This window comes from [Clostridium] aminophilum (assembly GCF_900101295.1).
Taxonomy (GTDB): Bacteria; Bacillota; Clostridia; order Lachnospirales; family Lachnospiraceae; genus Clostridium_R; species Clostridium_R aminophilum_A.
This window is the reverse complement of record NZ_FOIL01000044.1, coordinates 1-23,216: the sequence shown is the minus strand read 5'-3', so window position 1 is coordinate 23,216 and position 23,216 is coordinate 1. Positions and strand designations below refer to the sequence as shown.

The 23,216-nt window shown below is 53.6% G+C and carries 18 protein-coding genes and 1 pseudogene; all 19 read right to left on the bottom strand.

The genetic code is table 11. The features are described from left to right. Positions 1 to 232 (bottom strand): annotated as a pseudogene (locus tag BMW41_RS10920) (hypothetical protein); the annotation flags it as partial. Beyond that, positions 229 to 1,293 carry a glycosyltransferase family 2 protein gene (locus BMW41_RS10915; RefSeq protein WP_074650114.1) on the bottom strand — a complete coding sequence of 355 codons (1,065 nt, stop codon included), beginning with the start codon at positions 1,291 to 1,293 and terminating at the stop codon, positions 229 to 231. The gene BMW41_RS10915 and the pseudogene BMW41_RS10920, both read right to left, overlap by 4 nt. 34 nt (positions 1,294 to 1,327) lie before the next feature. Then, a complete protein-coding gene (locus BMW41_RS10910) occupies positions 1,328 to 3,514 on the bottom strand; it encodes a glycosyltransferase family 2 protein (protein ID WP_074650113.1) in 2,187 nt (728 codons plus the stop codon). 138 nt (positions 3,515 to 3,652) lie between these two features. Continuing rightward, on the bottom strand, positions 3,653 to 4,678 hold the full coding sequence (locus BMW41_RS10905; protein ID WP_074650112.1) for a glycosyltransferase family 2 protein: 1,026 nt from the start codon (positions 4,676 to 4,678) through the stop codon (positions 3,653 to 3,655). Positions 4,679 to 4,858: 180 nt separating this feature from the next. Further along, positions 4,859 to 5,797, bottom strand: a complete 939-nt coding sequence (locus tag BMW41_RS10900; RefSeq protein ID WP_074650115.1) for an NAD-dependent epimerase/dehydratase family protein — start codon at positions 5,795 to 5,797, stop codon at positions 4,859 to 4,861. Between the two features lie 182 nt (positions 5,798 to 5,979). Next, on the bottom strand, positions 5,980 to 7,899 hold the full coding sequence (locus BMW41_RS10895; RefSeq protein WP_074650111.1) for a thiamine pyrophosphate-binding protein: 1,920 nt from the start codon (positions 7,897 to 7,899) through the stop codon (positions 5,980 to 5,982). A 75-nt stretch (positions 7,900 to 7,974) separates the two neighbouring features. Then, complete coding sequence (locus BMW41_RS10890; protein WP_074650110.1) at positions 7,975 to 9,606, bottom strand: aldolase catalytic domain-containing protein; 1,632 nt, start codon at positions 9,604 to 9,606, stop codon at positions 7,975 to 7,977. A 172-nt stretch (positions 9,607 to 9,778) separates the two neighbouring features. Then, a complete protein-coding gene (locus BMW41_RS10885) occupies positions 9,779 to 10,441 on the bottom strand; it encodes an HAD family hydrolase (protein WP_074650109.1) in 663 nt (220 codons plus the stop codon). Between the two features lie 352 nt (positions 10,442 to 10,793). Next, the gene (locus tag BMW41_RS10880) at positions 10,794 to 12,047 is read right to left on the bottom strand and encodes a 6-phosphofructokinase (RefSeq protein WP_074650108.1); all 1,254 of its coding nucleotides are present in this window, start codon (positions 12,045 to 12,047) and stop codon (positions 10,794 to 10,796) included. Positions 12,048 to 12,297: 250 nt separating this feature from the next. After that, entirely contained in the window at positions 12,298 to 13,104 is an 807-nt protein-coding gene (locus BMW41_RS10875; protein ID WP_074650107.1) for a LytTR family transcriptional regulator, read from the bottom strand. A gap of 301 nt (positions 13,105 to 13,405) precedes the next feature. Further along, positions 13,406 to 14,656, bottom strand: coding sequence for a 3-isopropylmalate dehydratase large subunit (locus BMW41_RS10870; protein WP_074650106.1), 1,251 nt, complete (start codon positions 14,654 to 14,656; stop codon positions 13,406 to 13,408). Positions 14,657 to 14,658: 2 nt separating this feature from the next. Then, positions 14,659 to 15,153, bottom strand: coding sequence for a LeuD/DmdB family oxidoreductase small subunit (locus BMW41_RS10865; RefSeq protein WP_074650105.1), 495 nt, complete (start codon positions 15,151 to 15,153; stop codon positions 14,659 to 14,661). Between the two features lie 16 nt (positions 15,154 to 15,169). After that, complete coding sequence (locus BMW41_RS10860; RefSeq protein ID WP_074650104.1) at positions 15,170 to 16,420, bottom strand: 3-isopropylmalate dehydratase large subunit; 1,251 nt, start codon at positions 16,418 to 16,420, stop codon at positions 15,170 to 15,172. A 98-nt stretch (positions 16,421 to 16,518) separates the two neighbouring features. Next, positions 16,519 to 16,992 carry a LeuD/DmdB family oxidoreductase small subunit gene (gene leuD, locus BMW41_RS10855; protein ID WP_074650103.1) on the bottom strand — a complete coding sequence of 158 codons (474 nt, stop codon included), beginning with the start codon at positions 16,990 to 16,992 and terminating at the stop codon, positions 16,519 to 16,521. 339 nt (positions 16,993 to 17,331) lie between these two features. Beyond that, positions 17,332 to 18,294 (bottom strand): DUF2232 domain-containing protein, encoded by a 963-nt coding sequence (locus BMW41_RS10850; protein WP_074650102.1) that lies wholly within the window; start codon positions 18,292 to 18,294, stop codon positions 17,332 to 17,334. Positions 18,295 to 18,617: 323 nt separating this feature from the next. Continuing rightward, a complete protein-coding gene (locus BMW41_RS10845) occupies positions 18,618 to 19,742 on the bottom strand; it encodes a sugar ABC transporter substrate-binding protein (protein WP_074650101.1) in 1,125 nt (374 codons plus the stop codon). Beyond that, on the bottom strand, positions 19,717 to 21,069 hold the full coding sequence (locus BMW41_RS10840; RefSeq protein WP_074650100.1) for a sensor domain-containing diguanylate cyclase: 1,353 nt from the start codon (positions 21,067 to 21,069) through the stop codon (positions 19,717 to 19,719). The genes BMW41_RS10845 and BMW41_RS10840 overlap by 26 nt, the downstream gene beginning before the upstream one ends. Positions 21,070 to 21,228: 159 nt before the next feature. Then, on the bottom strand, positions 21,229 to 22,710 hold the full coding sequence (locus tag BMW41_RS10835) for an aminotransferase class I/II-fold pyridoxal phosphate-dependent enzyme (RefSeq protein WP_074650099.1): 1,482 nt from the start codon (positions 22,708 to 22,710) through the stop codon (positions 21,229 to 21,231). 265 nt (positions 22,711 to 22,975) lie between these two features. Then, positions 22,976 to 23,216 (bottom strand): SPASM domain-containing protein (locus BMW41_RS10830; RefSeq protein WP_143050860.1); only part of this gene is annotated, 241 nt, incomplete at its 5' end.

The window sequence follows — 23,216 nt, the reverse complement described above, 5'->3', positions numbered from 1 at the left end:
CCCCCGCCGTGCTTCCGCTCCGGCCCGAGCCGTAAGAGGAAGATCCGCTCCGAGACCCGTTCGCGCCGTATCCGCTTCCGTAGCTTCTGCCGGCAGAACCGGATCTGCTGCGGGAATCTGAACCGTAGGAATACCGGGAGCTTCCAGACATGCGGTCCGTAGACTCCGAAATTCTTCTTCTCTCCTGTCTGCGGGCGCGCATGCGCTGCAGCTCGTCGTCATCATAATTCATGCGTTATGTTTCCCTTCCACGCCATCGGCATCTTCTTTTCCGCGAAAAGCATTTTCCAGATGGCGTACTGCAAACTCATAGATGTAGAGAACCGCTCCGAAGATCAGTTCCGCTTCGATCATGAGATAGTTTTTCAGGTGCTCCGGAAGACAGGGAACCTTCCGGCATTGTTTCGCGGTGCGGAACCCTTCCCATACCCCGCTGAGGAATTCTTTGCCGAATCCTCTTTTTTTAAAAAATGCGTACTTCACACACATTCCCGCAAAGATCGGCAATGCGTTCAGCACAAGCTGAGGAAGCGGCATATTTTTGACATTCAGATAAATATTGTTTCTCGCGGCAAGTTTTACCTTAAACGGATTGTATTTCGATCCGCTGGTACCGCTGCCGACATGAAGGACCTTTGCCGCCGGGCAGTAGATGTTCTCATATCCGTAGATCCGGGCGCGGTACCCCACATCCAGGTCTTCCAGATAGGCAAAATGCATCTCGTCAAAGTATCCGATCTCCTCGAATACCTTTCTCCGGTAGATCGCCGCGCCGGCACAGGCCGAGAAAACTCTCGCCGGTCTCCGGTACTTCTTCACACTCCGGCCGACGCCTCTCTGATACGCCCATCCGAAAACGGAATACATATCGCCGGCATCGTCCATGAGATCCGGGTGATACATCTGAATCATCCGGCTGCTAACGGAAAAGATCCGCTCGCTCTTCGAGATCGCGCGCACCAGCTCCGCAACATAATACGGATCTGCCTTGATATCATTGTTGAGAAGGATCACATACGGCGTGTCCGCCGCTTTGATGCCCACATTCACCGCGCCGGAAAATCCGGTATTCTCCGGGAGAAGGATCGCGCGGAATCCCGGAAACGGACTCTCCTCGCCGGCCCACATTTTCTCATGTTCCCTCAGCCACTGGGCACTTCCGTCCGTCGAGCCGTTGTCCACGATCAGGAGCCGAAACCCCTTGTAGGTCTGTCTCTCCAGTGTCCGCAGACACGGCTCCATGAAATGAAGTCCGTTGTAGTTTGGAATAACGATGGTTGTTGTATACTGCATTTGTCCCGTCTCTCAATATGGTCGGGAAATCCTGTCAGATCTCCAGTTTATAAGGTTCTCCGATCTTCTCCTTCTTCAGATCCCGCAGGGAGAAGTCCGATTTGCGGAGCGTCAGATTCGGATTGTAGAACGGATCTCCGTCCCGGAGGATCTCCGGCCAGCGCTCTGAGAAAATCCGGATCTCGCGGTTAAACCGTGCCACCTTCTCCGGCGTGTCCTCCAGACCTCTGGATTTTGACTCGTAGTGATGGAGAAGCGCATAGGGTGCGTACGCCACCAGATAACCAGCCTTCCGCACTTTCATGCAATAATCGATGTCATTGAACGCCACCGCCAGTTTCTCGGTGAATCCGCCGATCTCGTCAAAGACGCTCCGCTTGCTCATCATGCACGCCGCCGTCACGGCGCTGTAATCCTGTCCGCTCATGGCGCGGTGGAAATAGCTGTTCTCCGACTTGTGAAGTCCGATAAAGGTGTGTCCCGCGATGCCGCCAAAGCCGACGACCACCCCCGCGTGCTGAATCGTATTGTCCTCGTAGAGGAGTCTTGCGCCGACGGCCCCCACATCCTTCCGCTGGCAGAACTGCAGCATTTCCTCGATAAAGTTCTCTGCGATCAGCTCGGTGTCGTTGTTCAGGAACAGAAGATATTCTCCCTTCGCAAACGTCACGCCGAAATTGTTGATGGCGGAATAGTTGAACTCCCTCTCCCACTTTACCACATGCACGCAGGAAAATTCTTTCTGAATCTTCTCATAATAATCCCAGGTTTCCTTCTCGGTACTGTTGTTCTCGATCACGATGAACTCCACATTCCGGTAGGTTCCTCTCTCGAGAATGGCTCTCATGCAGAGATCCAGATCCGCCGTGTGATCCTTGTTCGGGATGATCACGGACACCAGCGGATCGCCGGTGATCTTCGGAACTGTGTGGTAAATGCCGAAGTCCACACCCTTTTCCACCGTCCCGTGGGCAATGCCGCAGCGGTCATAATGCGCCTCAATCGCCCGCGCACCGGCCGTGAAGGCGTACATCTTGCTCTCCGGGTTGCTGGCGGTGGAATCCTTGTGGCAGCGCCAGTGATAAAGCACTTTCGGGATATGACGGATCTCCTTTGCCTGCTCGCTGCAGCGGAAGATGAAATCGTAATCCTGCGCGCCGTCATACTCCTCGCGGAAGCCGCCGGCCTTTCTCTGAAGTTCGGTCTTCACGCAGAGCAGATGGCAGATGTAATTCACGCTACACAGAAGATCCGGATTGAAATCCGGCTTGAAATGCGGGTCAAACAGCGCCCCGCCGTCCATGTCCAGCTTGTCCTCATCCGAGTAGAACATATCGCACTCCAGATGCTCGTTGATCAGTTTCGCGCACTCGAAGAGCGCATTCGGCGTCACCGTGTCGTCATGGTCCGCCAGAATGATGTAATCTCCCTTCGCCAGTTCCAGCGCCGCGTTGGTGTTTCCGGCAATGCCCCGGTTTTCTCCGAGAATGGTGTAACGGAACCGGCTGTCCTTCCGGGCGTATTCCCGGAGCACTGCTTCCACGCTCTCGCCCGCCGGGCTTCCGTCCGCGATGCAGACCTCGAAGTGATCATAGGTCTGATCCCGAAGCGAATCCAGCATCTCCAAAAGATACTTCTTCGGCGTCTTATAGACCGGAATCACCACGGAAAACAGCGGGCGGATCTTCCACTCCGCCTTCCGCTGCGCTTCCAGTTCCTCGGTGGTCGGACGGGTCAGTTCATACCACTCCGGGTAATCATAATCGCTGTCGATTCCGGCAAGCTTATGTCTTGATTTCTGAATCAGCGCGCGAACACCGTTTTCCTTCGCGTAATCCAGGCAGACCTTCACCGTCTCCATGTTGATGAGATCCATGATACGGCGCATCTTCTTGTGCGCAACGCTGGATCTCTTCCGTATCAGTTCTTCATTGTATTTGATTCTTGTTCTGCGCTTTCCGTCGGTGATGACCAGATAATAATCTCTTCCCCGCTCATAGGGGAAGCGAATATCGAATCCCAGTTCCCGATCCACGGCTTCGCCGAAATAGATCTCCGCCACATCATCGCGGCGCGTGCGCACAAACCTGTGATCAATCGGCTCGTGGTCCGCATCTTCCACCTGATAGCGGATCTCTTCCGACGGATCACGGCCGATGGCCCATCCGTTGAGCTCGATCTCATTTTCACGGATGCGCACTACATCAACATTATATTTCATCTAACCTCTCCGGTCTTTTTTATCGATTCTTTTTTCCAAAACGCGTCCTGTTCCGTCTCTCTGTCGATTCATTTCCAAAACGCGTCCTGTTCCGTCTCTCTCTGTCGATTATTCTTCTGACGCGTTTTCCCGGCATCGTCAGCCGTTCTGCCCGGATTTCTCCGTTTCTTCCGGCATTCCGAGTTCCAGTCTCTTTCCAGCAACTCCGTGGGACGGATCCGCCGGCGCATCGCCGAAATTGATCCGCTCCTCCTCCACGACAAGCGGGCGCTTCATCACTCTGGAATTGATGGAGAGAATGTATTCTCCCACCAGTCCGATGAAGAATAACTGCACGCTTCCGAGAAAGAGCATGCCGAGCAGCATCGGTGCCATGCCGGCCGGAAAATCATTCCAGTGGGTCAGCTTGAGGATCAGATAAATGAATGCGATCAGCATGCTGACGGCCGCGCAGACGCTGCCGAAAATCGTCGCGATCCGGAGTCCGACCTTGGTGTAACTGGTAACGGACAGCATCGCGGCGTCATACAGGCGATAAAAATTGTTGTGCGTCACGCCGGCGCGTCGCTCCGGCTGAATATACGGAATCTCTTTTCTCCGGTAGCCCAGCTCCGCCACGATGCCGCGAAGGAACGGAGTCGGATCCTCCAGTGTGCGGAGAACATTGATAAAATCACGGTCGTAGAGACCGGACCCGGTAAAATGCTCGATCTGCTCCACGTCGGAGAGTTTCCGGATCATCTTGTAATAACAGCTGCGCAGGAAGTACATGACCGGATTTTCTTTGCTTCCGACCTTGATTCCGATGACGATCTTGTATCCCTGTTCCCACTCGTGGACATATTTCGGGATCATTTCCACCGGATCCTGGAAATCAGCCACCATACTGATGACGCAGTCGCCGGTACACTGCAGCATACCGTAATAGGGAGAATTGAACTGACCGAAATTGCGGGCATTAAAGATCGCCTTGATATGGTAGTTCTCGGTGCACAGTTCTTTCAGAATCGGTCTTGTTCTGTCCGAGGAATCGTTGTCGATAAAGACAAGCTCGTAATCGTATGCCGGACAGTCCCTCGTGATGGTCCCGATCACGGCCTCCGCGATCGGCCGTACATTCTCCTCCTCGTTATAGCATGGTATCAGAACACTGATTTTCTTCACGGTAATTTCTCCTCGTACGATATCATTTTCGCCATGCATGATCATGGCCCGGATCACGGAACAGGGAACGTGCCGGTTTCACAGCCATTCCCGCATTCATGTATTCTGATCCTTTTCCCTGATTATCTTCCTAATCCTAACGCGGGCGGCAGTCACATTCAACATAAGATTTTCTTACTGTCAGCACTTGCAGTGTTTCCTTAGAATGCGGCGGATGCCCTCCTCAAAATGAACCGCCGGTTCCCAGCCGAGAACCTCACGCATTTTGGTGATATCCGGGTCCAGATTGACGATTCCCTCCGCGTTGTACGGGTGAATGCCAAATACAGCCGTTCCGCTTCCGACCGCGTCGCGAAGCATTTTAACAAAATTCTTAAGTTCGCCGGTCTCTTCCATCGGGCCGCCGAGATTGTAGACGCAGCCGTGTTCCGCAAGGCTTCCCTCATACTCACACAGGTCCGCGATCGCTCTGCCGCAGTCATCAATGTAGAGGAAATTCCATGTCTGTGTGCAGGAAGTCATCTCCATCAGATCATCTGCCCGGAACTTGTCGATGCAGCCGGAGATCAGAGACCACGGGTGGTCTCCCGGTCCATAGGTGCTGAAAATGCGGGCGTGCGCGTAATCCATGCCCAGTTCCCCGCAGAGAGCCGGCGCATGTTCTCTCACATAGAGTTTCTGCTCACCGTAAGGGGATTTCGGACGGCACTCGGTCTCCTCAGTGATTCTCTCCTGATGAAGACCGTACTCCGCCTGACTTCCCGTAAAGACAAACCGTCTGCAGCCCAGTTTTCCTGCCGCACGAACCGCATCCATCGCGATTTCCGCGCTTCTCTTCTGAATCTCCGGATCCTTTCGGGAATCACTTCCCGCTCCGAGCCATCCCATATGAAGGAATACATCCACCGGCTCTTTGATGAGTTCCGGAAGTTCGGAGACCTTCGTCAGATCCAGTTCCAGGATCGTCAGTTTCTCCGGAAATTCTCCGTCGATGCGGAGAAGATCCCTTTTTGCGGATCCCTCTCTCAGAATGGCGGTCACTTCGTGGCCTCTGCGGAGGAGTTCTTTTACTGCGGCGATTCCCACAAAGCTCGTCGCACCTGTTGCTGCAATTCTCATGTGTCTCTGTAACCTCTTTACTGCTGTTTTGTTCACGGTCTGACCCGTGCTGTCTGCGGTTTTTTCGCCAGAATCCGCTCCGGCATGTAGCCTGGGGAATGCCGGGGCCGGCAAACTGCCGTCGGTATCCGGTCTATTCTTCGCCGTTCCGGCGGTCTGTTCCCCGCGGTCTGTCCCCACAGTTACTTCCGGATTCTCGGGATGATCATGATCTCATCCATCTCTTCTTCCGGAAGGAACGGCGCCAGGTCCTCCAGCGGCGCGCTCATCATCGAGCCGTCCGGAAGCTTCTTGGAGGATGCCTTCGGTTCAAAGTTCTGGTCAATGGTGACGAAAACTTCACAGAAGGCCGGTCCCTCGATCGCAAGGAACTCTCTGGTCTTCTCCTCGATCTCCGCATTGCTGTGGATCGCGACATACGGGAAGCCGTATGCCGGCGCAAGCTTCGACATATCCGGGAAGGTCACGTCATGGGAATCATTGCCGATTCCGACCAGCGGCTCCCCGAAGAAATTCTTCTGGGTCTGACGGATGGAGTGATACCCCTGATTGTTGATCATAAAAATCTTGATCGGCAGATGATAGCCGATCACGGTCTGAAGCTCCTGAAGATTCATCTGCAGGGAGCCGTCACCGGTGATCAGGATGACATCCTTTGTGTGATCCGCGATGCAGCAGCCGATGGATGCCGGAAGTCCGTATCCCATGGATGCCATGCCGGAATTGGAGATAAACCGCTGTCCTTTCTTCAGGACATTTCCGTGTCCGCAGACCACATTGGCGGAACCGTTGCCGACCACCACGATCTGATCTTCTTCCAGCAGAGAACTCATGATATGCGCAAATGCGTACACATTGGCCTCGTGATCATTTCCGCCCTTCATATGCTTCTCGGTGACAACCGGATATTTCTTTTTCCACTCCTGACAGGTCCGAAGCCATCTGTCCTGCGCGTCTTTCTTTTCGCCGAAAAAGACGCTGTCCCCTTCCTCGGTGAGAATCTCGTCCATCACGGTCAGCAGATCCTTCACGTCCGCATGAACCGGCATATCCACATGAAGGGTCGGCTTCTTCAGTTCTTCCGCATCAATATCATTGCAGATGACATAGGCCGCTCTTGCCCAGGTCTCAAAACGGTAGCCGACCTGACGGAAGCTCAGACGGCTTCCGAGAGACAGCACCAGATCACTGTTCTGGATGGCGAAGTTGCCCGGACGGTCGCCGACATTTCCGCCTTTTCCGATGGAAAGCGGATGCTCATCCCAGATGCAGTCGATGGAATCGGCGCCGGTCACTACCGGAATGCCGAGCTTGTCCACAACCTTCATAAAAATGTCGTGGGCGCCGGCGATGCGGATCCCGTTGCCGGCATTGATAACCGGGCGCTCGGAGGACCGGATCTTATCGATCACTGCCTTCGCCGTTTCTCTCGTCACCTTCGGTGCAAACTTCTCGCGGTACTCTCCGTGGCCGACAAAATCCTCCGCCCTCACATGGTCGCTGGGAGCGCTCCATCCGGTACCGCCTGCCTTGTAGTCCTCCGCATCGAAACCGATCAGATCATCGGTCTCGATGATGGACGCCTGAACATTCAGCGGGATGTCGAGCCAGCACGGACCCGGTCTTCCGTTCATGGCGAGGAAGAACATCTTCTCCATACAGAAACGGATCCGCATCGGATCAATGATCATCTCGGCATATTTGGTCATGCGGTCAACGGATTTGACGATATCGTATTCCTGATCGCCCATGGCGCGGAGATGAAGGTTGGTGGACATGGAGCTGGTATCATAGCGAACCTGTCCGGAAAAGATCATCATCGGGATGGAGTCCACGAATCCGCCGGCAACGCCGTTCAGCGCATTGATTCCTCCCGGTCCGGTCGTCACGCAGACTGCGGCGATTCGATTATGAATTCTTGCATACGCCTCTGCCGCCATCGCGCAGGCCTGCTCGTGATGGTTATAGGTGCAGTGAAGACCTTTCTGATGGCCCAGCGCATCGTTTAAGTGCATGGCGCCTCCGCCGGTGATGGTAAAGCATTCGGTAATGCCCATCTCGGTCAGTTTCTGTGACAGGTAATTCGCAAGTTTGATTTTCATGAAATATCCTCCTCATATACAACCGAAATGGCGTATATGTTGCAATTCATGGTTCGTTTTTTGTCAGCATCGTCCTTATGCGTGGTACCGGGAGTCGGTGACGAATTCCACCGTCATCCGGTCTGCGAGATCCGCCAGAACGGTATTCACATACCGGTTGGTGCGCAGGGACTTCTCGATATCTCTCTTTTCGCGCTCATTGCGGTAATCCATTCCCGCATTGAAATAATTCTTTCCGTCCTCGCTGTAGCCGTCAAAGCCCGCGCAGGAAACCTTCTTTACGCCGCATTTTGCCAAAACCCGCAGCAGCATGACAAAAGAGTTGTCGACGATCTCCGCCGAGCGGTCGATCCAGGTCGAATAATTGAGCGTGTAATCGAAGTGCCCCGACATCTTCGTGACGTTGGAGGTCGCGATCACGCGGAAATTCTCCTTGTTTTCTCTGTTTTCCTCCTGCATTTCCACCAGCGAGGTGTTCAGCATCATGTAACGCTTGGAGTTGCTGATAAAGACACAGTTCGCCTTCACATGAAGCGGCAGATAGTTGATGGAAATGATCTCCGGATGGTGTTCGCCCACAAACGCGTCCACACGTTCTTTCTGGTTTTCCACATTCCGGCCCGGGCCGATGAGGAGAATGTTCTTGTCCTTCCAGTATTCCGTGAGTTCCGCCAAAGCCTGGTCGTCGCTGCAGTCGTGGCCCTGGTACTCCTGATAGAGGCTCTCCATATAATCCTTGTCATAGAGAAGCTTCTTCTCCCCCTGAAGCATCTGCAAAAGCTCGTTGATCTGGCTCAGGGAGAGGGTCTGCTTCTCCATGAGCTGCTTGACATAATTCGGATGGCACTGGTTGGATGCCGCGATATAGAAGAACAGCTTGTAACCCCACGGCGTCCGGTTGAAGAACGGCATGATATTCAGATCGATGGTCTCCATCAGCTGGGACATGCCGTAATTCTTGCCCATGTTGGTATCCATGTACATGGCCATCAGCTCGATGGGGAGATTTCCCGCACTCTTTCCCATTCCGTAGAGCGACGCGTCCACATTCACCGAGTGGGACGCCGGCGCCTTCAGCACCTGAATACTGTTGCTGTACGCCATCTGGAAGTTATTGTGCGAGTGATAACCGATCATGATTCCCGGCTTCAGATTGTAATCAATCAGGGAAAAATAATGCAGCACGTGATCTTCATGCATCAGTCCGTAGGTATCCACCATGGACATGGCGTATGGCTCAATGTCATTGACCAGATCCACCAGATCCAGCAGTTCCCGGTCGTTGTAACTGGTGATGGAAACCGCGTTGGCAAACACTTTATAACCGAGTGCTTTCAGCTTCGCGCAGAATTCGATCGCGCCTTTCATCTTCGCCTTCTTGAAAATGACGCGGATACCGTCAAGGCAGGTATCCTTCTGCGGCTGGATCCGTTCAATCGCGCAGGTGCCGTAGTCGATCATCGCGACCACCATGCTGTTTCCCGGATCAAGTTTGGAAAATGTCTTATTCAGGCTTTCCGTGTCCGGAAAGATGGTGCGGTTCGGATCATAGACTCTCCGGTCATCCAGAAAACCGACCTCAATGATGTCCACACCGGCACCGACAAGGCGTTCAAAAATGTTTACGATATTCTCTTTTCCGAATTCCCAGTCATTCACATATCCGCCGTCGCGGAGCGTGCAGTCCAGAAGCTTTCGTTCTCTCACTTTCAAATCCTTCTTTCGTCATTCCATACTGTCGGGACAAAGTCCGCAGGCGGACTTCGCTCCCACTTCCTCATCCCTGCGGTGAGTCCGCGGACTTTGTCTCCATCTCCTCATCCCTGAGAGAAGATCGCGGACTTCGTCTCCATCTCCTCATCCCTGAGAAGAATTCCGTTTATCCCAGAAGATAATTCCGGATCTCATCCGTATCCTTCGCGCAGAAGACCGGCCCCGCGCTCTCCCATTCCTCGGCGGTATCCGGACCGAATCCGTAGAGGACGGCCAGAAAATCCGCCCCGGCCGCATGAGCGCCCTCTGCGTCATAAACCGTATCGCCGATCTCCACAGCCTCCTCTGCCGGAATCCCGAAAGTCTCCAGACAGTCCCGGATCCGGGATTCCTTCGATCCCATTCCGGTGATGTCAGTCCCGCAGATATGGTCGATAAACGGCGCAATGCCGGTATACCCGAGCACTCTTCTTGCCTGCTCATCCGGTTTCAGCGTCGCAACGCCGATCCGGATCCTCCGGTTCCGGAGAGCCCGGAGAAGATCCATCATTCCCGGATATTGATCCGTCTTCAGCGCATCACCGCCGATATAGGCTTCCTGAAAGAAACGATGTGCCTTCACCGCCGCGTCATCATCCACTCCCCAGACGCGCTTCACCGAATCACGAATCGGCGGTCCGATGAACGTCCGCAGAACCTCCGGATCCGGTATCGGATATCCCATCTTCTCCGCCATATAGAGGACACTGGAGAATACGCCGCGGGACGTATTTAACAGTGTTCCGTCCAGATCAAAAATAACTGCCCGGTATTGTTTTGTCTGTATCATCAAATCATCCTGTTTCTGTATCTCAAACGGTATTGCCAGTACATCACGGATGCCGTCAAGGCCTGTATTTTGTTTTGGGCACAGTACGACACCATAAAGGATAGTTTATCACGTTCCATTTCTTTTGTACAGAAACAAAGTCCGCAGAGCTCCGCAGGGTGACATCTTCGCCGCGCCGGCGTACACATCTCCCCGGAGTGTTTTTTATCGGAATTTCGGAGATTTTTCCCATAGCAGAAAGAAGGACAGTCCCCGAAGAGACTGCCCCTTTGTGCATATTGTACTCTGTTCCTGTCCTTTGTTCTCTGTTTTTCTAAGAAGGCAGGACACCGGCGGCTTCCGGATCTGCCCGTCAGCTCATCTTTCCGGTTTTTGCATAGTTTTTCAAAATGACGTATTTCGGAACGCCGTCCTCATAACGGCACCGCTCCTCGCCCTGAATCAGCGGAAGAAGATAGTCGATCATCTCCTTCGTCACACCGTTTCCGGCGTCATTGATCCACTTCTGCGGAACTTTCTTCTCGCGGTTCGCCACCTCGGTAATCGGTGTTTCCGTGTAAATGACGCTGTACTCCTCTCCCGGCTCACGCTTCAGGGAGGACATCCGCCCAGCCCCGCCCCGGAGGGCGATCTTCACCGCATTGCTGCCGAGTTTTCTGGACTCTTCAATATCCGTTGCGCTCAGAAGGTGACCCGCACATCGCTGGAGAAGATTGAGCTCAATGGAGCGGACCTTGCATCCGATGCGTTCCTTCACCGCCTCCTCCAGCACTTTTCCCGCTCCGGAGGTAATGCTGTGGCCGAATGCATCCAGATACTGGTGCTGGGTTCCGAATTCGGAGATGAATGTTCCGTTCTCATCGTGAATTCCCTCGCTGACCGCCACGATGATACCCTGATTCGTCTCCAGCTTTTCGCGGATATCCCCGATCATCCGGTCGATCGAGAAGGGTCTCTCCTCCAGATAAATCAGATACGGAACACCGCCGTTGCGCCCTTCCGCCAGCGCTGCCGCCGCAGTCAGCCAGCCGGCATTCCGTCCCATCATCTCCACAATGATGACGTACGGGGTGTCATAAACCTGAATCTCCCGCTCCAGTTCCGCGCAGGACGTCGCAATGTATTTTGCCGCGCTTCCGAATCCCGGACAGTGATCAATGCCGTAAAGATCGTTGTCGATGGTCTTCGGAGCGCCGACCACCGTAATATCATTGACGCCGTGGGCCTTCATGTACGCGGAGAGCTTCCAGACAGTATCCATGGAATCATTTCCGCCGATGTATACAAAATATGCAATGGAAAACCGATGGAAAATATCGATAATCTTCTGAAACTCCGATGGATCATCCTTGGGATCCTTCAGCTTGTAACGGCAGGAACCCAGCGCCGCACTCGGAGTCGTACTCAGCTGATCGAGGATTTTCTCATTGCTTCCGATTTTGGTCAGGTCGATGAATTTCTCCTCCAACACTCCCTGAATACCGTAATCGGCGCCGAAGATCCGGTCGACCTTATCACTCCATACCGCCGCCTCGATAATACCGGCAAGGGTCGCATTGATGGCTGCCGTCGGGCCGCCGGACTGTGCTACAAGCAGATTTTTCATATATCGTATCCTCCTACAGCTGAACATAATGGAAAAACCCTGAAATGTCATGGGATTGTAAAAAGAAATTTCCATGACATAAAATAACACAAGAGAGAAAACCCTGTCAAAAGAACAACGTCCTCGGAGCGGATTATGCCGCAGGAAAATTCAGAGGACTTTCCGTGACATAAGAAAGAAAAAAGGGACAGCGGCCGCAGCCACTGTCCCCCCGCATAGAAAATACCGTGCATTGCCGGTCCGATTCCCATCAGATATTGGTCAGATTCCGGATTACTTTCAGCACCGAATTTACCTTTCGTGACGAGATCCGGATCTCGGTCTTGTCAATCAGACTCACGATATCCCCGGTGATCCGCTCGACATAATCTCCGTTGATCATCGTATTCCGGCTCACCTCCACAAAAATCTCCGTGTGAAGAAGTTCTCTCACGTATTTCAATGGACGCTTGATCCGGACATTGCGGTCAAAACAACGGATTGTCGTGTAATTTCCTTCCGTCTGAATCAGAAGAATATCATTTTCCGAGATGACATGCGTCACGCCTTCGGTATCCCGCACTGTGATCTTGACAAAATCACCGCGCTGACGCATCAGCTCCATCATGTAATTATACGTTTCCTGTCCGGCTGCGATCGGGAACGACTCATCCCCGTGCAGCATATGATGTCCGTCCGAAACGTGAGCATGAAGCAGAAGAAATGCATTGCCCCCGCGGATCCATACCAGCGTGCACCGCTTGTTTTCCCGAAGAATCTGATGGCTTTTCGGATCCGTGTGCGTCGTGTAATACGCCGCCACAATACAGGCATCTCGGTCATAATGCAGCATCTCATACCGGTCGCTGCTGATGAAGATCTTCGGCATGGACCGGCTCATTTTCAGAGCCAGTTTCTTCAGTTCTTCTCTTCCCTTCACGTTTACGCCGTCCGCCGGTCCGATAAAAGACACTTCCGGATGAAGATGATTCAGATACAACTCCGGCTGGCCGCTCCAGAACGTCCGGATAACCTGTCTGGAAAGATCCAGTATCTTCTCTGCTTCTTCGCTCTTCATCTTTTTTCACCCGCTTCAGTCAAAAAAATTCATCCCATTTTATCACTTTTCATAACAGCCTTTGTTAATATAATCTATTTTTTACTTGTACCGCAAGATTTTGTTGTTTTGCGGTGATGAAGCATAGCTGTTGAGGTGACGAACCGTAACTTTTCGGATAATATAGACAAACCCTCCTCCGTTTTCCGATGTCTCGATTCCGTTTTCTGAAACGGAAAACGGCAGAACATCGCCGGCCTCTCCCATTTACCGGGAAGGCCGGCGTCCTGTTTCCTGTTCCTTGTTTCTTGTTTCTGATTTCTTATTTCTCCGGCACGACGATCTTTCCGGCAGCCGCACAGGCCGCTGCCGTTCTCGGACTTGCCAGATAAATATTGACCTTCGAGGTACCCATTCGTCCGAGGAAATTGCGGTTATTGGTTGCAACCACCACCTCACCGTCGGTCATGATTCCGCCCGCACGGCCGCAGCAGAGTCCGCAGCCCGCCGCCGTAACCATTGCTCCCGCCTCCACAAGGGTACGGATATAACCTTTTTCCACCGCCTGCTCATAGATTTTCCGGCTGGCCGGCGTCACGATGAGCTTCACAAACGGTGCAATATGTTTTCCTTTCAGGACCTCCGCCGCCATCTGCAGATCTTCCAGACGTCCGTTGGTGCAGGAACCGATGAATACCTGATCCACCGGGATTCCCGCAAGGTCGGAGATATTCCGGATGTTGTCCACCTGAGACGGACATGCCGCAACCGGAACAAAGTCTTCGGCACGGTAGTTCAGAATCTGAACATACTCCGCATCCTCGTCCGCGCGGAGTCCTTTCTCCATTTCGGAATAGGGGATCTCACAGTATTCGCAGGTCTTTTCGTCCGGTGCAAACAGACCGCACTTGGCGCCGGCCTCAACCGCCATATTGCTCATGGTCATGCGGCTTGCCACCGACATATTTTCGACGGTGTCACCGCCGAATTCCAGAGACCGGTATGTTGCGCCGTCCGAGCGGATATCGCCCAGAATCCGCAGAATAACATCCTTGGAGGTGACATTGGCCGGAAGGGTTCCGCTGATGTTGACGCGAATTGTCTCCGGAACGCGGATCCAGAGCTTTCCGGTTCCGAGAACCGACGCCATCTCCGTATATCCGATTCCGGTGGAAAATGCTCCCACACTGCCGTAAGTCGTGGTGTGACTGTCGGTGCCGAAGACCACATTGCCCGGCTTCACATATCCCGCCTCCGTCATCAGCTGATGGCAGACGCCGTCGGCGCGGTGCACATGGGTCAGACCGTATTTTTCGGCAAACTCATCACCGGCATGGAAATGTCTCGTGTCGTCCTTCTGGCTCGCCGGCACCAGATGATCGTAGATCAGGACCATTTTCTCCGGATCCCAGATCTTCCGGAAGCCCATCTCCTCAAATTTGTCTTTGACAAAGGGGATAAAAATGTCGTGCACCATCACGCGGTCCACATTGACCGTCACGATATCGCCCGCTTTCACCGATTCCTTTCCGGTGTTCGCCCGAAGAATTTTCTCAATTAACGTCTCACCCATGCTCACACCTCGATTCCGTTCAGCTTCTGCATCGCCCGGACCAGTCCGCCGGCTTCCAGAATATCCAGAAGGTTCTGCGGCAGCTCCGTGATCGGATACTCTTTTCCCTCGCGGAGGATTTTCTCACCGACCGACACGGTAAGAGTATCTCCTTCCTTCACGTCGCTCTGAATTCCGTCATTTTCGATCAGAAGAAGGCCGTTGTTGATGGAATTCCTGAAAAAAATCCGCGCGTAGGATTTTGCAATGATCGCCCGGATGCCGAGTGCCTTGATGACCTCCGGCGCCTGCTCGCGCGAAGAGCCGCAGCCGAAATTCTTGCCTGCCACAATGATGTCTCCCGGAGCGATCTGTCCGGCCAGCTCCGGACGGAGGGGGGAGAACGCGTACGGTTTCATATCGTCAATGGTCTTTAATGCCAGGTATTCCGTCGGCATGATGATATCGGTGTCGATGTCATCGCCGAGAACCCACACTTTTCCTGTAAACTGTTCCATCGTTTTCTCCTTTTTCTCACAGCTGATCCGCCGTGCAGATCTCACCCTTCACCGCCGACGCCGTGACCGTCGCCGCCGATCCGAGATAGACGAATGAATCCTTGTCCCCCGCTCTTCCCTTGAAATTGCGGGTTCCGGTGCTGATCAGCACCTCGCCTTTCCCGATGACGCCCTGACAGCTCCCCCAGCAGACACTGCAGTTCGGGTTCATTATGATCGCGCCCGCCTCGGAGAATACCGAAAGGAGTCCCTCCTCCAGAGCCTGCAGGTAAACCTCCCGGCTCGCCGGAACCACCAGGAACCGGACTTTCGGGGAAACCTTCCGGCCACGGAGAATGGATGCGCCCAGCCGGAGATCCTCGATCCGCCCGTTGTTGCAGGAGCCGAGGAACGCCTCGTTGATCGCAACGCCCTTCACATCCTCTGCCGGCGCGATATTGTCCACAAAATGCGGTTTTGCCACCACCGGAACGATCTCGCCAAGTTCAATCTCATAGACGCCGGCAAAGACCGCGTCGGGATCACTGGCAAATACCGCAGCCGGTTTCCGGTCTCCGTGGGCCTTCAGATACTCCATTGTGATCTCATCCGTCTCCATCAGTGCCGTCTTCGCTCCTGCCTCCACACAGAGATTACAGATTGAGATACGGTCGCTCATATTCAGGTTCTTCATGCCGTCACCGGCAAACTCCATCGCTTTGTAGTTTGCTCCGTTCGCGCCGATTTTTCCGATGATCGTGAGGATCAGGTCCCGGGCGGTGACGCCGTCCCGAAGCCTGCCGTGAAGATTGAACCGAAGGGTCTCCGGAACCATGATCCAGGACTGTCCCGTCACCATGCCGTAGAGATAATCCGTGCACCCGACGCCGGTTCCAAAGGCTCCCACCGCACCGTATGCGCAGGTGTGGCTGTCCGCGCCGAAAACCAGCTGTCCCGGGCAGACATATTTTTCAATCATGATCTGATGGCAGATTCCCTCTCCCTCGTAGAAACGGATCCCGTTCTCTTTCGCGAAATCCCGCATCTTTTTCTGGGATGCCGCCGTCTTTGGACTGTCGCACGGAACATTGTGATCCACGATCCATACGAGCTTGTCCTTGTCCGCAATCCGCGGGTGCTTCAGTTTCCGGTACATATCGATGGTCAGATGCGTTGTTCCGTCATTGCTCATCAGATAATCCAGTTCCACTGTGTGGATTTCTCCGGCTTTTGTCTCCGATGTTTTCGCCGCTCTCGCCGCGATCTTTTCCGCTATCGTCATTCCCATAATGGTCACTCCTCGTGTGTTATCTGTTACAGCCTTTTATTCTTCATAACCCGGATCGCAAAATATGTGACACGCCTGCTTCGCAGCCGTTAACACATTCATGCGTCCTTATCCAAAGATGCGATCAGACCGCCCTGATTCAGAATATTCTGCAGATGTTCCGGAAGCTTTGTGCACGCATAGTCCACACCGCCGGCCGTCACGGTTCCCTTCGCCATATCCAGTTCGATCTCATCGCCGGTCTTCACATGATCACAGAGGTCCTGACAGACGATGGCCGGAAGTCCGATGTTGATGCAGTTCCGGTAGAAAATCCGTGCAAAGGACCGTGCGAACACCGCCTTTACCCCCAGTGCTTTCAGCACCGCCGGTGCCTGCTCCCGCGAGGATCCGCAGCCGAAGTTATCCGTCGCCGCGACAAAATCCCCGGGCCTGACATTCTTTGCAAATTCCGTATCCAAAGACTCAAATGTGTGCGCCTTCATCTCCTCAACCGTCGGATACAGCAGATACTGTGATGCGATGATCTGATCCGTATCCACATCCTTTCCGAACAGAAATACTTTGCCCATGCTTGTCCTCCTTGCTCCCGCACTCCTCGGATTCTCACAGTTTATACCGGGAAAGCAGTAATATATCTGATATTTATATATCATTCATTTGTTCATAACTCAGGTTAATACTATTCACATCATACCCAACCGTTTCCGGAATGTAAAGAAAGATTCCGCCTGCCGCAAAAATAAAATAAAAGGTATTCCTTCAGCTTATATCGCTGAAGAAATACCTTTGTTTCCATCTATATCCGATGCCGACCGGGAGGATTCCCGCGCAGGGTCTTACACCGTTACGCCGTATCCCGTCTTTCACGGCTTTCAAAGACATTCTGTATCCAGAAGCCCCTCCCCGTCTTACCGTCTGTTTGCGCGTTCAGCCTCTCTCTTCCGGATCGCCTCTGCCAGATTATTATGATATCCCGCGGAGACATAGAAAAATCCCATGACCAGCACACCGGCAGAAAAGAACATCAGGGCGATCATGCACGCCAGAACCGTGAGCAGTCCTCCCTTTCCAAGGTAGCGGCGCACCAGAAGTCCGATGGCCGTCATGCCGAAGAGAATCAGATACATGTATCCGACCATGCCGACGGACTGGATCAGTCCCTGCAGTGCCCCCTCCGCCAGCGGATGGGAGAAGGATACCATGTATCCGAATGCCGCAGCGAGAGCGGCATAACCGGACCATTTCGGCGGATAGATATCCCGGATCGGCGTCGGTGCCGGAACCTGAATCCGAAGCCGGCGAAGCACCAGCAGACTCAGACGTGACACGATGAATCCCTCCATCACGCCCATCATCGCCACCGCAATGATCATCATCTGAAGAAGGAAATGCCCCTCCATCATATTCTCCGGCATCACCACGCCGACCTTCCCGAAGGTCTGATCCATCATAGACCGCATTTCCGTCACCTGCTGCCCGAGATCATACCCGGATAACGAACTGAGACACAGAGTTGCTGCCAGCTCGGATACCGCCGAAATCGCCATCACGATCAGAAGTGCCTTCGTCATATCCATCTTCCGGTAAATGCACGCACCGTACACCAGACCGATGAAGGCACCGGCGATCGCATAGAAGAATGTGGTAAAGGGGCTGATCAGAAATGCGGCGATCACCATGCAGACAAACACCGGAACGCTGCTCTTCCATCCGTACTTTGCGCCGTACGCCACCATCGGAATCGGAAGGACATACATAAAAAGTCCGGCCAGAAGGCCGCCTGTCTGCATATTGATGACCAGAAAAACGCCGAAGATCGCGACGATCATGGCTCCGGTGGTCAGTTTCATGGTATCGGTTATTCTGTTCATATTTTTGTCCTCTAGGCTCAAGCAGACAAGCTTGCTTGTCTATTTGAGCCGTCAATCAAAGTTTGAAAGTTTACTTTCAAACTTTCTGTCCTGTCTTCTGAATTCTGTCTTCTGTCTTTTTCCGTCTGCCTGCCGGGAACAAAATCCGCAGGCGGAGCGTTTCTGTTTCATAGGGAATTTCGGAGAAATTTCTATCCACACTTTAAATGTTACAGGAAGCTATGAAATAAAAAAACGGCTGCTCTGTTATTATCTCACAGAGCAGCCGATCTGTCTTTCTTTTCTTTCCGTAAAATCATCCGGGAGTCTTCTCATCCGGCTTCTCACTCCCAGAATTTCTGCAGCATTTCCATGCGGCCGTACGCATTTTTGCGCGTAATCACATTGTATCCGCTGTCAATAAACGGTCTTCCGTCCACGATGTTCGAGCTCTGACGGATCGCCCTTCCGTTAAGCGCATTGACTGCCGCTTCCACCGCCATATATCCCATCTCGTACGGATTCTGTGCAACCGTGACATAGTTTTCATAATTGCTGTTTTGCAGGAGGCGCTCGCAGGCCGAACCGATCCCGTCAAATCCGAGAACCACGGTCTCCCGGTATGCCGGAACCTTCAGACATTCCGCCAGCGCAGCGGTCGCCATATCATCGTTATTGCATACAATGAGCGCAATCCCTTCCGGATGTCTTTGAATGATATCCCGCATGGCCGCTGCCGCGGTTTTGGGAGAGGATTCCGCGTAAACGGTCTCCTCTGCCAGGAATGTGCCGCCTTCCGCCTCAATGCTTTCCCGGTATCCCTGCGCCCGGAGTTCACTGACCCGATCGCCCTCCACACCGGCAATATTGATGGCACGGAGCTCCTTCCACCCCCGCTCTCTGGCCATCTTCACCGCTTCCCGGGCACCTGCCCCGGAAGCCTGATGGTTATCGGTGCCGCAGAATGCCGCCACCTGGTCGGAATCAATCGGCGTATCCAACGCAATCACCGGCCGATCGGTCATTTTCAGAAGTTCCGCGATCTCCGCCGGATTCAGCGGTGCGATGACATACGCGTCAAACCGGTCTTCCATGAGATCCGTCCGCACGATGTTTTCCTGCTCTTCCATCGCGGTCTCGGCAGAAGCCCCTTTGACCGAAATCGAAACCTCCGGATGCTCTTTGGCGTACGCCAGACATCCGACCTGAACATATCCCCAGTATTCCGAGGAATTGGTCTTCAGCACCACATCGATGGAGAGCGGCCGCACTTTTCCGTCTCCCGGCGTCTGCATTTCCGCGGACGCGCCGGATTCCGCTGCGGTTCCGTTCCCCGCAGCCGCAGCTGCCGAAGCACCGGCCCCCTCATTCTTTTCCGCTCCGGACGGTGCTGAGCAGCCGGCTCCGGTCAGAAGCGCTGCCGCACCGAGGAGAACCGCAGCCTTACATATCAATCTGGTTCTTGCCATTATGCTTCGCCTCATACAGCTTTTCGTCCGCCTCCTTCATCAGCCGTCTCAGAGCATCTCCGTTCTCCGCTTTTCCGACGCAGCAGCCTGCGCTCAGGGTAATATGAATCTCCTGTCCGTTCCGGTCGGTCAGATCCAGTTCCGTCCGGAACGACGCAAGCTTCTCCTTCAGTTTCTCTCCGTCATCCGCCTTCTGCACCACAAGGAACTCATCTCCGCCGTAGCGATAGCAGTTCTTCGCCCCAAAAAACTCGGCGAGTTTTTCCGCCACGGCCTGCAGCGCCTGATCTCCGGCCTCGTGTCCATAGGTATCATTGACCTCTTTGAACCGGTCCACATCGATAAACAGCACAAAGATATCCTTCCTTGTTCCGACATATTCCGGAAAATGAATCCGGAGCGAATACCGGTTGTTGATCCCGGTCAGTTCATCCTGCATGCTGATCTTCGCAAGCATCTCTCTTCTCGAATTGATGTACAGAAGAATTACGACACCGGCTCCGACAGCCAGAAACACCAGCACCTGCTGAATCATCTCGCTTTTCGTGATCCAGCCGCCCTTCCACTCGCCTTCCAGCTTCCATGTGCCGTTCGGGACCTGGAAATAATACACTTCCGGAGACCGGAATTCCCCGTGTTTGGTCTCAATAAACGTTTGGTGCTCCTCAGAGCCTTCCACCGCACCGCTGAGCTTAAAGTCGATCTCCGTGCTCATCTTGTCCAGAGCGATTCCCTCCAGAATATCCGGAACGCGCATCGCAATCATTGTCACGCCCCAGAACTCTCTTTTGCCGAAATCGCCGTCCACATAGACCGGTGTCAGCACATACATGCGGTATCGGTCCGTCCCGTCGATCCGGTACATATGCGAAACGCTCTGAAGTCCGGTGAATTTCGATCGAATGACATACCCCTGCAGATCCGCATCCGTAAAAATGTCACGTTTTAACGGATAGGAAGAGTTCAGCGAATAGGTATAAACCACGTGATTGGCCTGAGCCAGCGAGATGCTCTCAATCCCCTGAGTGTCATAATTCTTCAGGAGACGCTCTGTGGTTTTTGAAAAATGATTTACTTCCCCTCCGTCCTGATCAATAATCGTTCCCCAGATCGTGCCGAAGAAAAGATGCTTGTTCAGCTGGTCCGCAATCTGATAATTTGCGTAAATGCGGATCTGCTCATTCACAATCTTCCGCCTGGACCGGATCAGAAGCAAATCGGAAAACAAAAGAACCAAAAGAATTGTAATCAGGGGAAGGATTATCAGGACAGTTTTCATCTCGAAACGTTTTTTCTTCTTATCCGAATCGATCGGTGTCACTCTCATAGTCTTCTCCATTGGTATTGAAAGAATGGTCTCACATTCAAAAATATCGGGATCCGTGCATACCTGCACGATCAGTCATTTCTTTTTTCGTCCCTGTTTTTCGAAACATAATCAATCTGCAAAAAAAAAACGGCAATCTCACTTCTATTATAATTTTTTTTATGATTGATAGACCTGAATTTTGTCCGAATCATCCCCGGATTCGGTAAAATGGAGCCGGAATCCGGCGTATCTCAGCCATTGGGCATACCGGACCGCATCTTCCGTGATCGTTTCTCCCGGAATCAGAAACGGGATCCCCGGCGGATAGGCATACACATACTCCAGTGCCACCTCGCCCGCCGAATGGACAAAACCGATTCCGGCGCGGCAGACTTCCGGGATGTCTGCGGCTTCGCCGAGCGGAAAAACCGCGCGGCCCGGTTCCGGAAATGCCGGCGGTTCCGGCGACATTTCCGCCTGACACAGCTCCGGCTGCCGGTGCGAAGCGGAAGCCTCTTCCGCCCACCGGTCGATTTTCTGGAGCGCATCCTCCAGTTTCCGGTAGGATTCCTCGGAATCCGTCATTCCGGTCATCGCCAGAACATACGATCCCATGGACATTTCCGTCTCGATCCCATACACGTCCCGAAGACGGTCTGCCAATTCCAGGCCCGTCAGCCCGGCCTTTCTTCCGTCGATTATGATCTTCCCCGGATCCAGGCCGAAGCAGGCCGCACCGGAAAGTTCCTCTGCACCGGGAACCCGCAGAGACTGCAGGGCTGCGGCGCGTTTGCGGAACAGATCCAGACGTTTTCGCCACTCTTCCAGAAGTTCTTCGCCCTTTTCCCGCATCAGCCCGGAAGCCGCGTCGATGGATACCATCAGCGGATAGGAGGGACTGGACGTCTCATATACGTCAAGCCAGCGTCCGATCGCCCGCGGAGATACGAGATTCCCCTTAAGATGCAGCACTGCCGTCTGCGTCAGACTCGGAAGCGTCTTGTGAAAGCTCTGCACGGAGACATCCGCGCCGCAGTGCACGCTGCTTTCGGGAAAACCGTGGCCAAAGCCGAGATGTGCGCCATGAGCCTCGTCCACCATCAGCGGAATTCCTTTTTTGTGGCAGATTGCCGCAATCCGTCTAATATCCGATACGACTCCCTCATATGTCGGACTGGTCAGCACCACAGCCCCGGTATCCGGATAGATTTCCAGAAGACGGCGGATGGTTTCCGGATCCATCGATCCCTGCATTCCGTAATCTCCCGCCATCTCCGGCACCGCCCAGTGCACCGTCAGTTCCCGGAGCTGCGCCGCGTGAAAAACCGAGCGGTGACAGTTTCTGGCTATGATCACTTCACTTCCCTTCGGTGCGATTGCCGAAAGACCCGCAAGATTTCCGGCCGTACTGCCGCCCACCAGATACCAGGTCTGGTCCGCGCCGTAAAGCTTCGCCGTCCGTTCCATGGCTTCCTTCAGAATCCCGTCCGCATCATGAAGGTCATCCGTTCCCGGAACTTCGGTCACATCGATCCCGTACGGAAGGTGGGAAGAATCTGTCTGCCGCTTATGTCCCGGCATATGGAACGGACAAAGTTCCTGCGCCGTATAATGAGTTAATTGTTTGAACAGTATCGAATATTTTACCGGATCGATCATTTTTTGCGCTCACTTTCCGTTATTTCTATCTTCAGTATAACACCGGTTTCGGACTTCTGCGAAAGAGCCGAATCACGATTTGCGTTTTTTTGCGGGTTTCGAGCGTTTAACAGCAGCCGCCGGGGCTCCGTGCAGGCACATACCCGGCGGGTCAGCAGGCGGGGCTCCGTGCAGACACAGACCTGGCGAGTCAGCCGGCGGAAAAAGAGGCCGCCGCACATACGCGGCAGCCCCAACAAAGAATTCCCGGAGGAAAAAGCTGTTCTTATTCTTTTTCTGCTCTCATCTGGGCCTCGGCTACTTTCATCATCAGCGCGCACTCCATACGCTTGCGGAACAGTTTGCAGCCGTACTCGTATACGCCGTGAATGTCACCGGTAGAGTGAAGCGCGTTTGCGCTGCAGCCGCCGGCGCAGTACATTCTCGCCCAGCAGTTCATGCACTCCGGTCGGGAGTAAACATTGCAGGACTTGAACTCATTCACCAGTCTGGTCTCGGTGATGCCG

Bases quoted from the DNA above. Each gene is read 5' to 3' on its own strand.
- BMW41_RS10850 (WP_074650102.1), bottom strand. From the start codon at position 18,294: ATGAACAGAATAACCGATACCATGAAACTGACCACCGGAGCCATGATC.
- BMW41_RS10915 (WP_074650114.1), bottom strand. From the start codon at position 1,293: ATGCAGTATACAACAACCATCGTTATTCCAAACTACAACGGACTTCAT.
- BMW41_RS10860 (WP_074650104.1), bottom strand. From the start codon at position 16,420: ATGGGAATGACGATAGCGGAAAAGATCGCGGCGAGAGCGGCGAAAACA.
- BMW41_RS10875 (WP_074650107.1), bottom strand. From the start codon at position 13,104: ATGAAGAGCGAAGAAGCAGAGAAGATACTGGATCTTTCCAGACAGGTT.
- BMW41_RS10880 (WP_074650108.1), bottom strand. From the start codon at position 12,047: ATGAAAAATCTGCTTGTAGCACAGTCCGGCGGCCCGACGGCAGCCATC.
- BMW41_RS10845 (WP_074650101.1), bottom strand. From the start codon at position 19,742: ATGGCAAGAACCAGATTGATATGTAAGGCTGCGGTTCTCCTCGGTGCG.
- BMW41_RS10840 (WP_074650100.1), bottom strand. From the start codon at position 21,069: ATGAGAGTGACACCGATCGATTCGGATAAGAAGAAAAAACGTTTCGAG.
- BMW41_RS10870 (WP_074650106.1), bottom strand. From the start codon at position 14,656: ATGGGTGAGACGTTAATTGAGAAAATTCTTCGGGCGAACACCGGAAAG.
- BMW41_RS10865 (WP_074650105.1), bottom strand. From the start codon at position 15,153: ATGGAACAGTTTACAGGAAAAGTGTGGGTTCTCGGCGATGACATCGAC.
- BMW41_RS10910 (WP_074650113.1), bottom strand. From the start codon at position 3,514: ATGAAATATAATGTTGATGTAGTGCGCATCCGTGAAAATGAGATCGAG.
- leuD (WP_074650103.1), bottom strand. From the start codon at position 16,992: ATGGGCAAAGTATTTCTGTTCGGAAAGGATGTGGATACGGATCAGATC.
- BMW41_RS10885 (WP_074650109.1), bottom strand. From the start codon at position 10,441: ATGATACAGACAAAACAATACCGGGCAGTTATTTTTGATCTGGACGGA.
- BMW41_RS10835 (WP_074650099.1), bottom strand. From the start codon at position 22,710: ATGATCGATCCGGTAAAATATTCGATACTGTTCAAACAATTAACTCAT.
- BMW41_RS10895 (WP_074650111.1), bottom strand. From the start codon at position 7,899: ATGAAAATCAAACTTGCGAATTACCTGTCACAGAAACTGACCGAGATG.
- BMW41_RS10900 (WP_074650115.1), bottom strand. From the start codon at position 5,797: ATGAGAATTGCAGCAACAGGTGCGACGAGCTTTGTGGGAATCGCCGCA.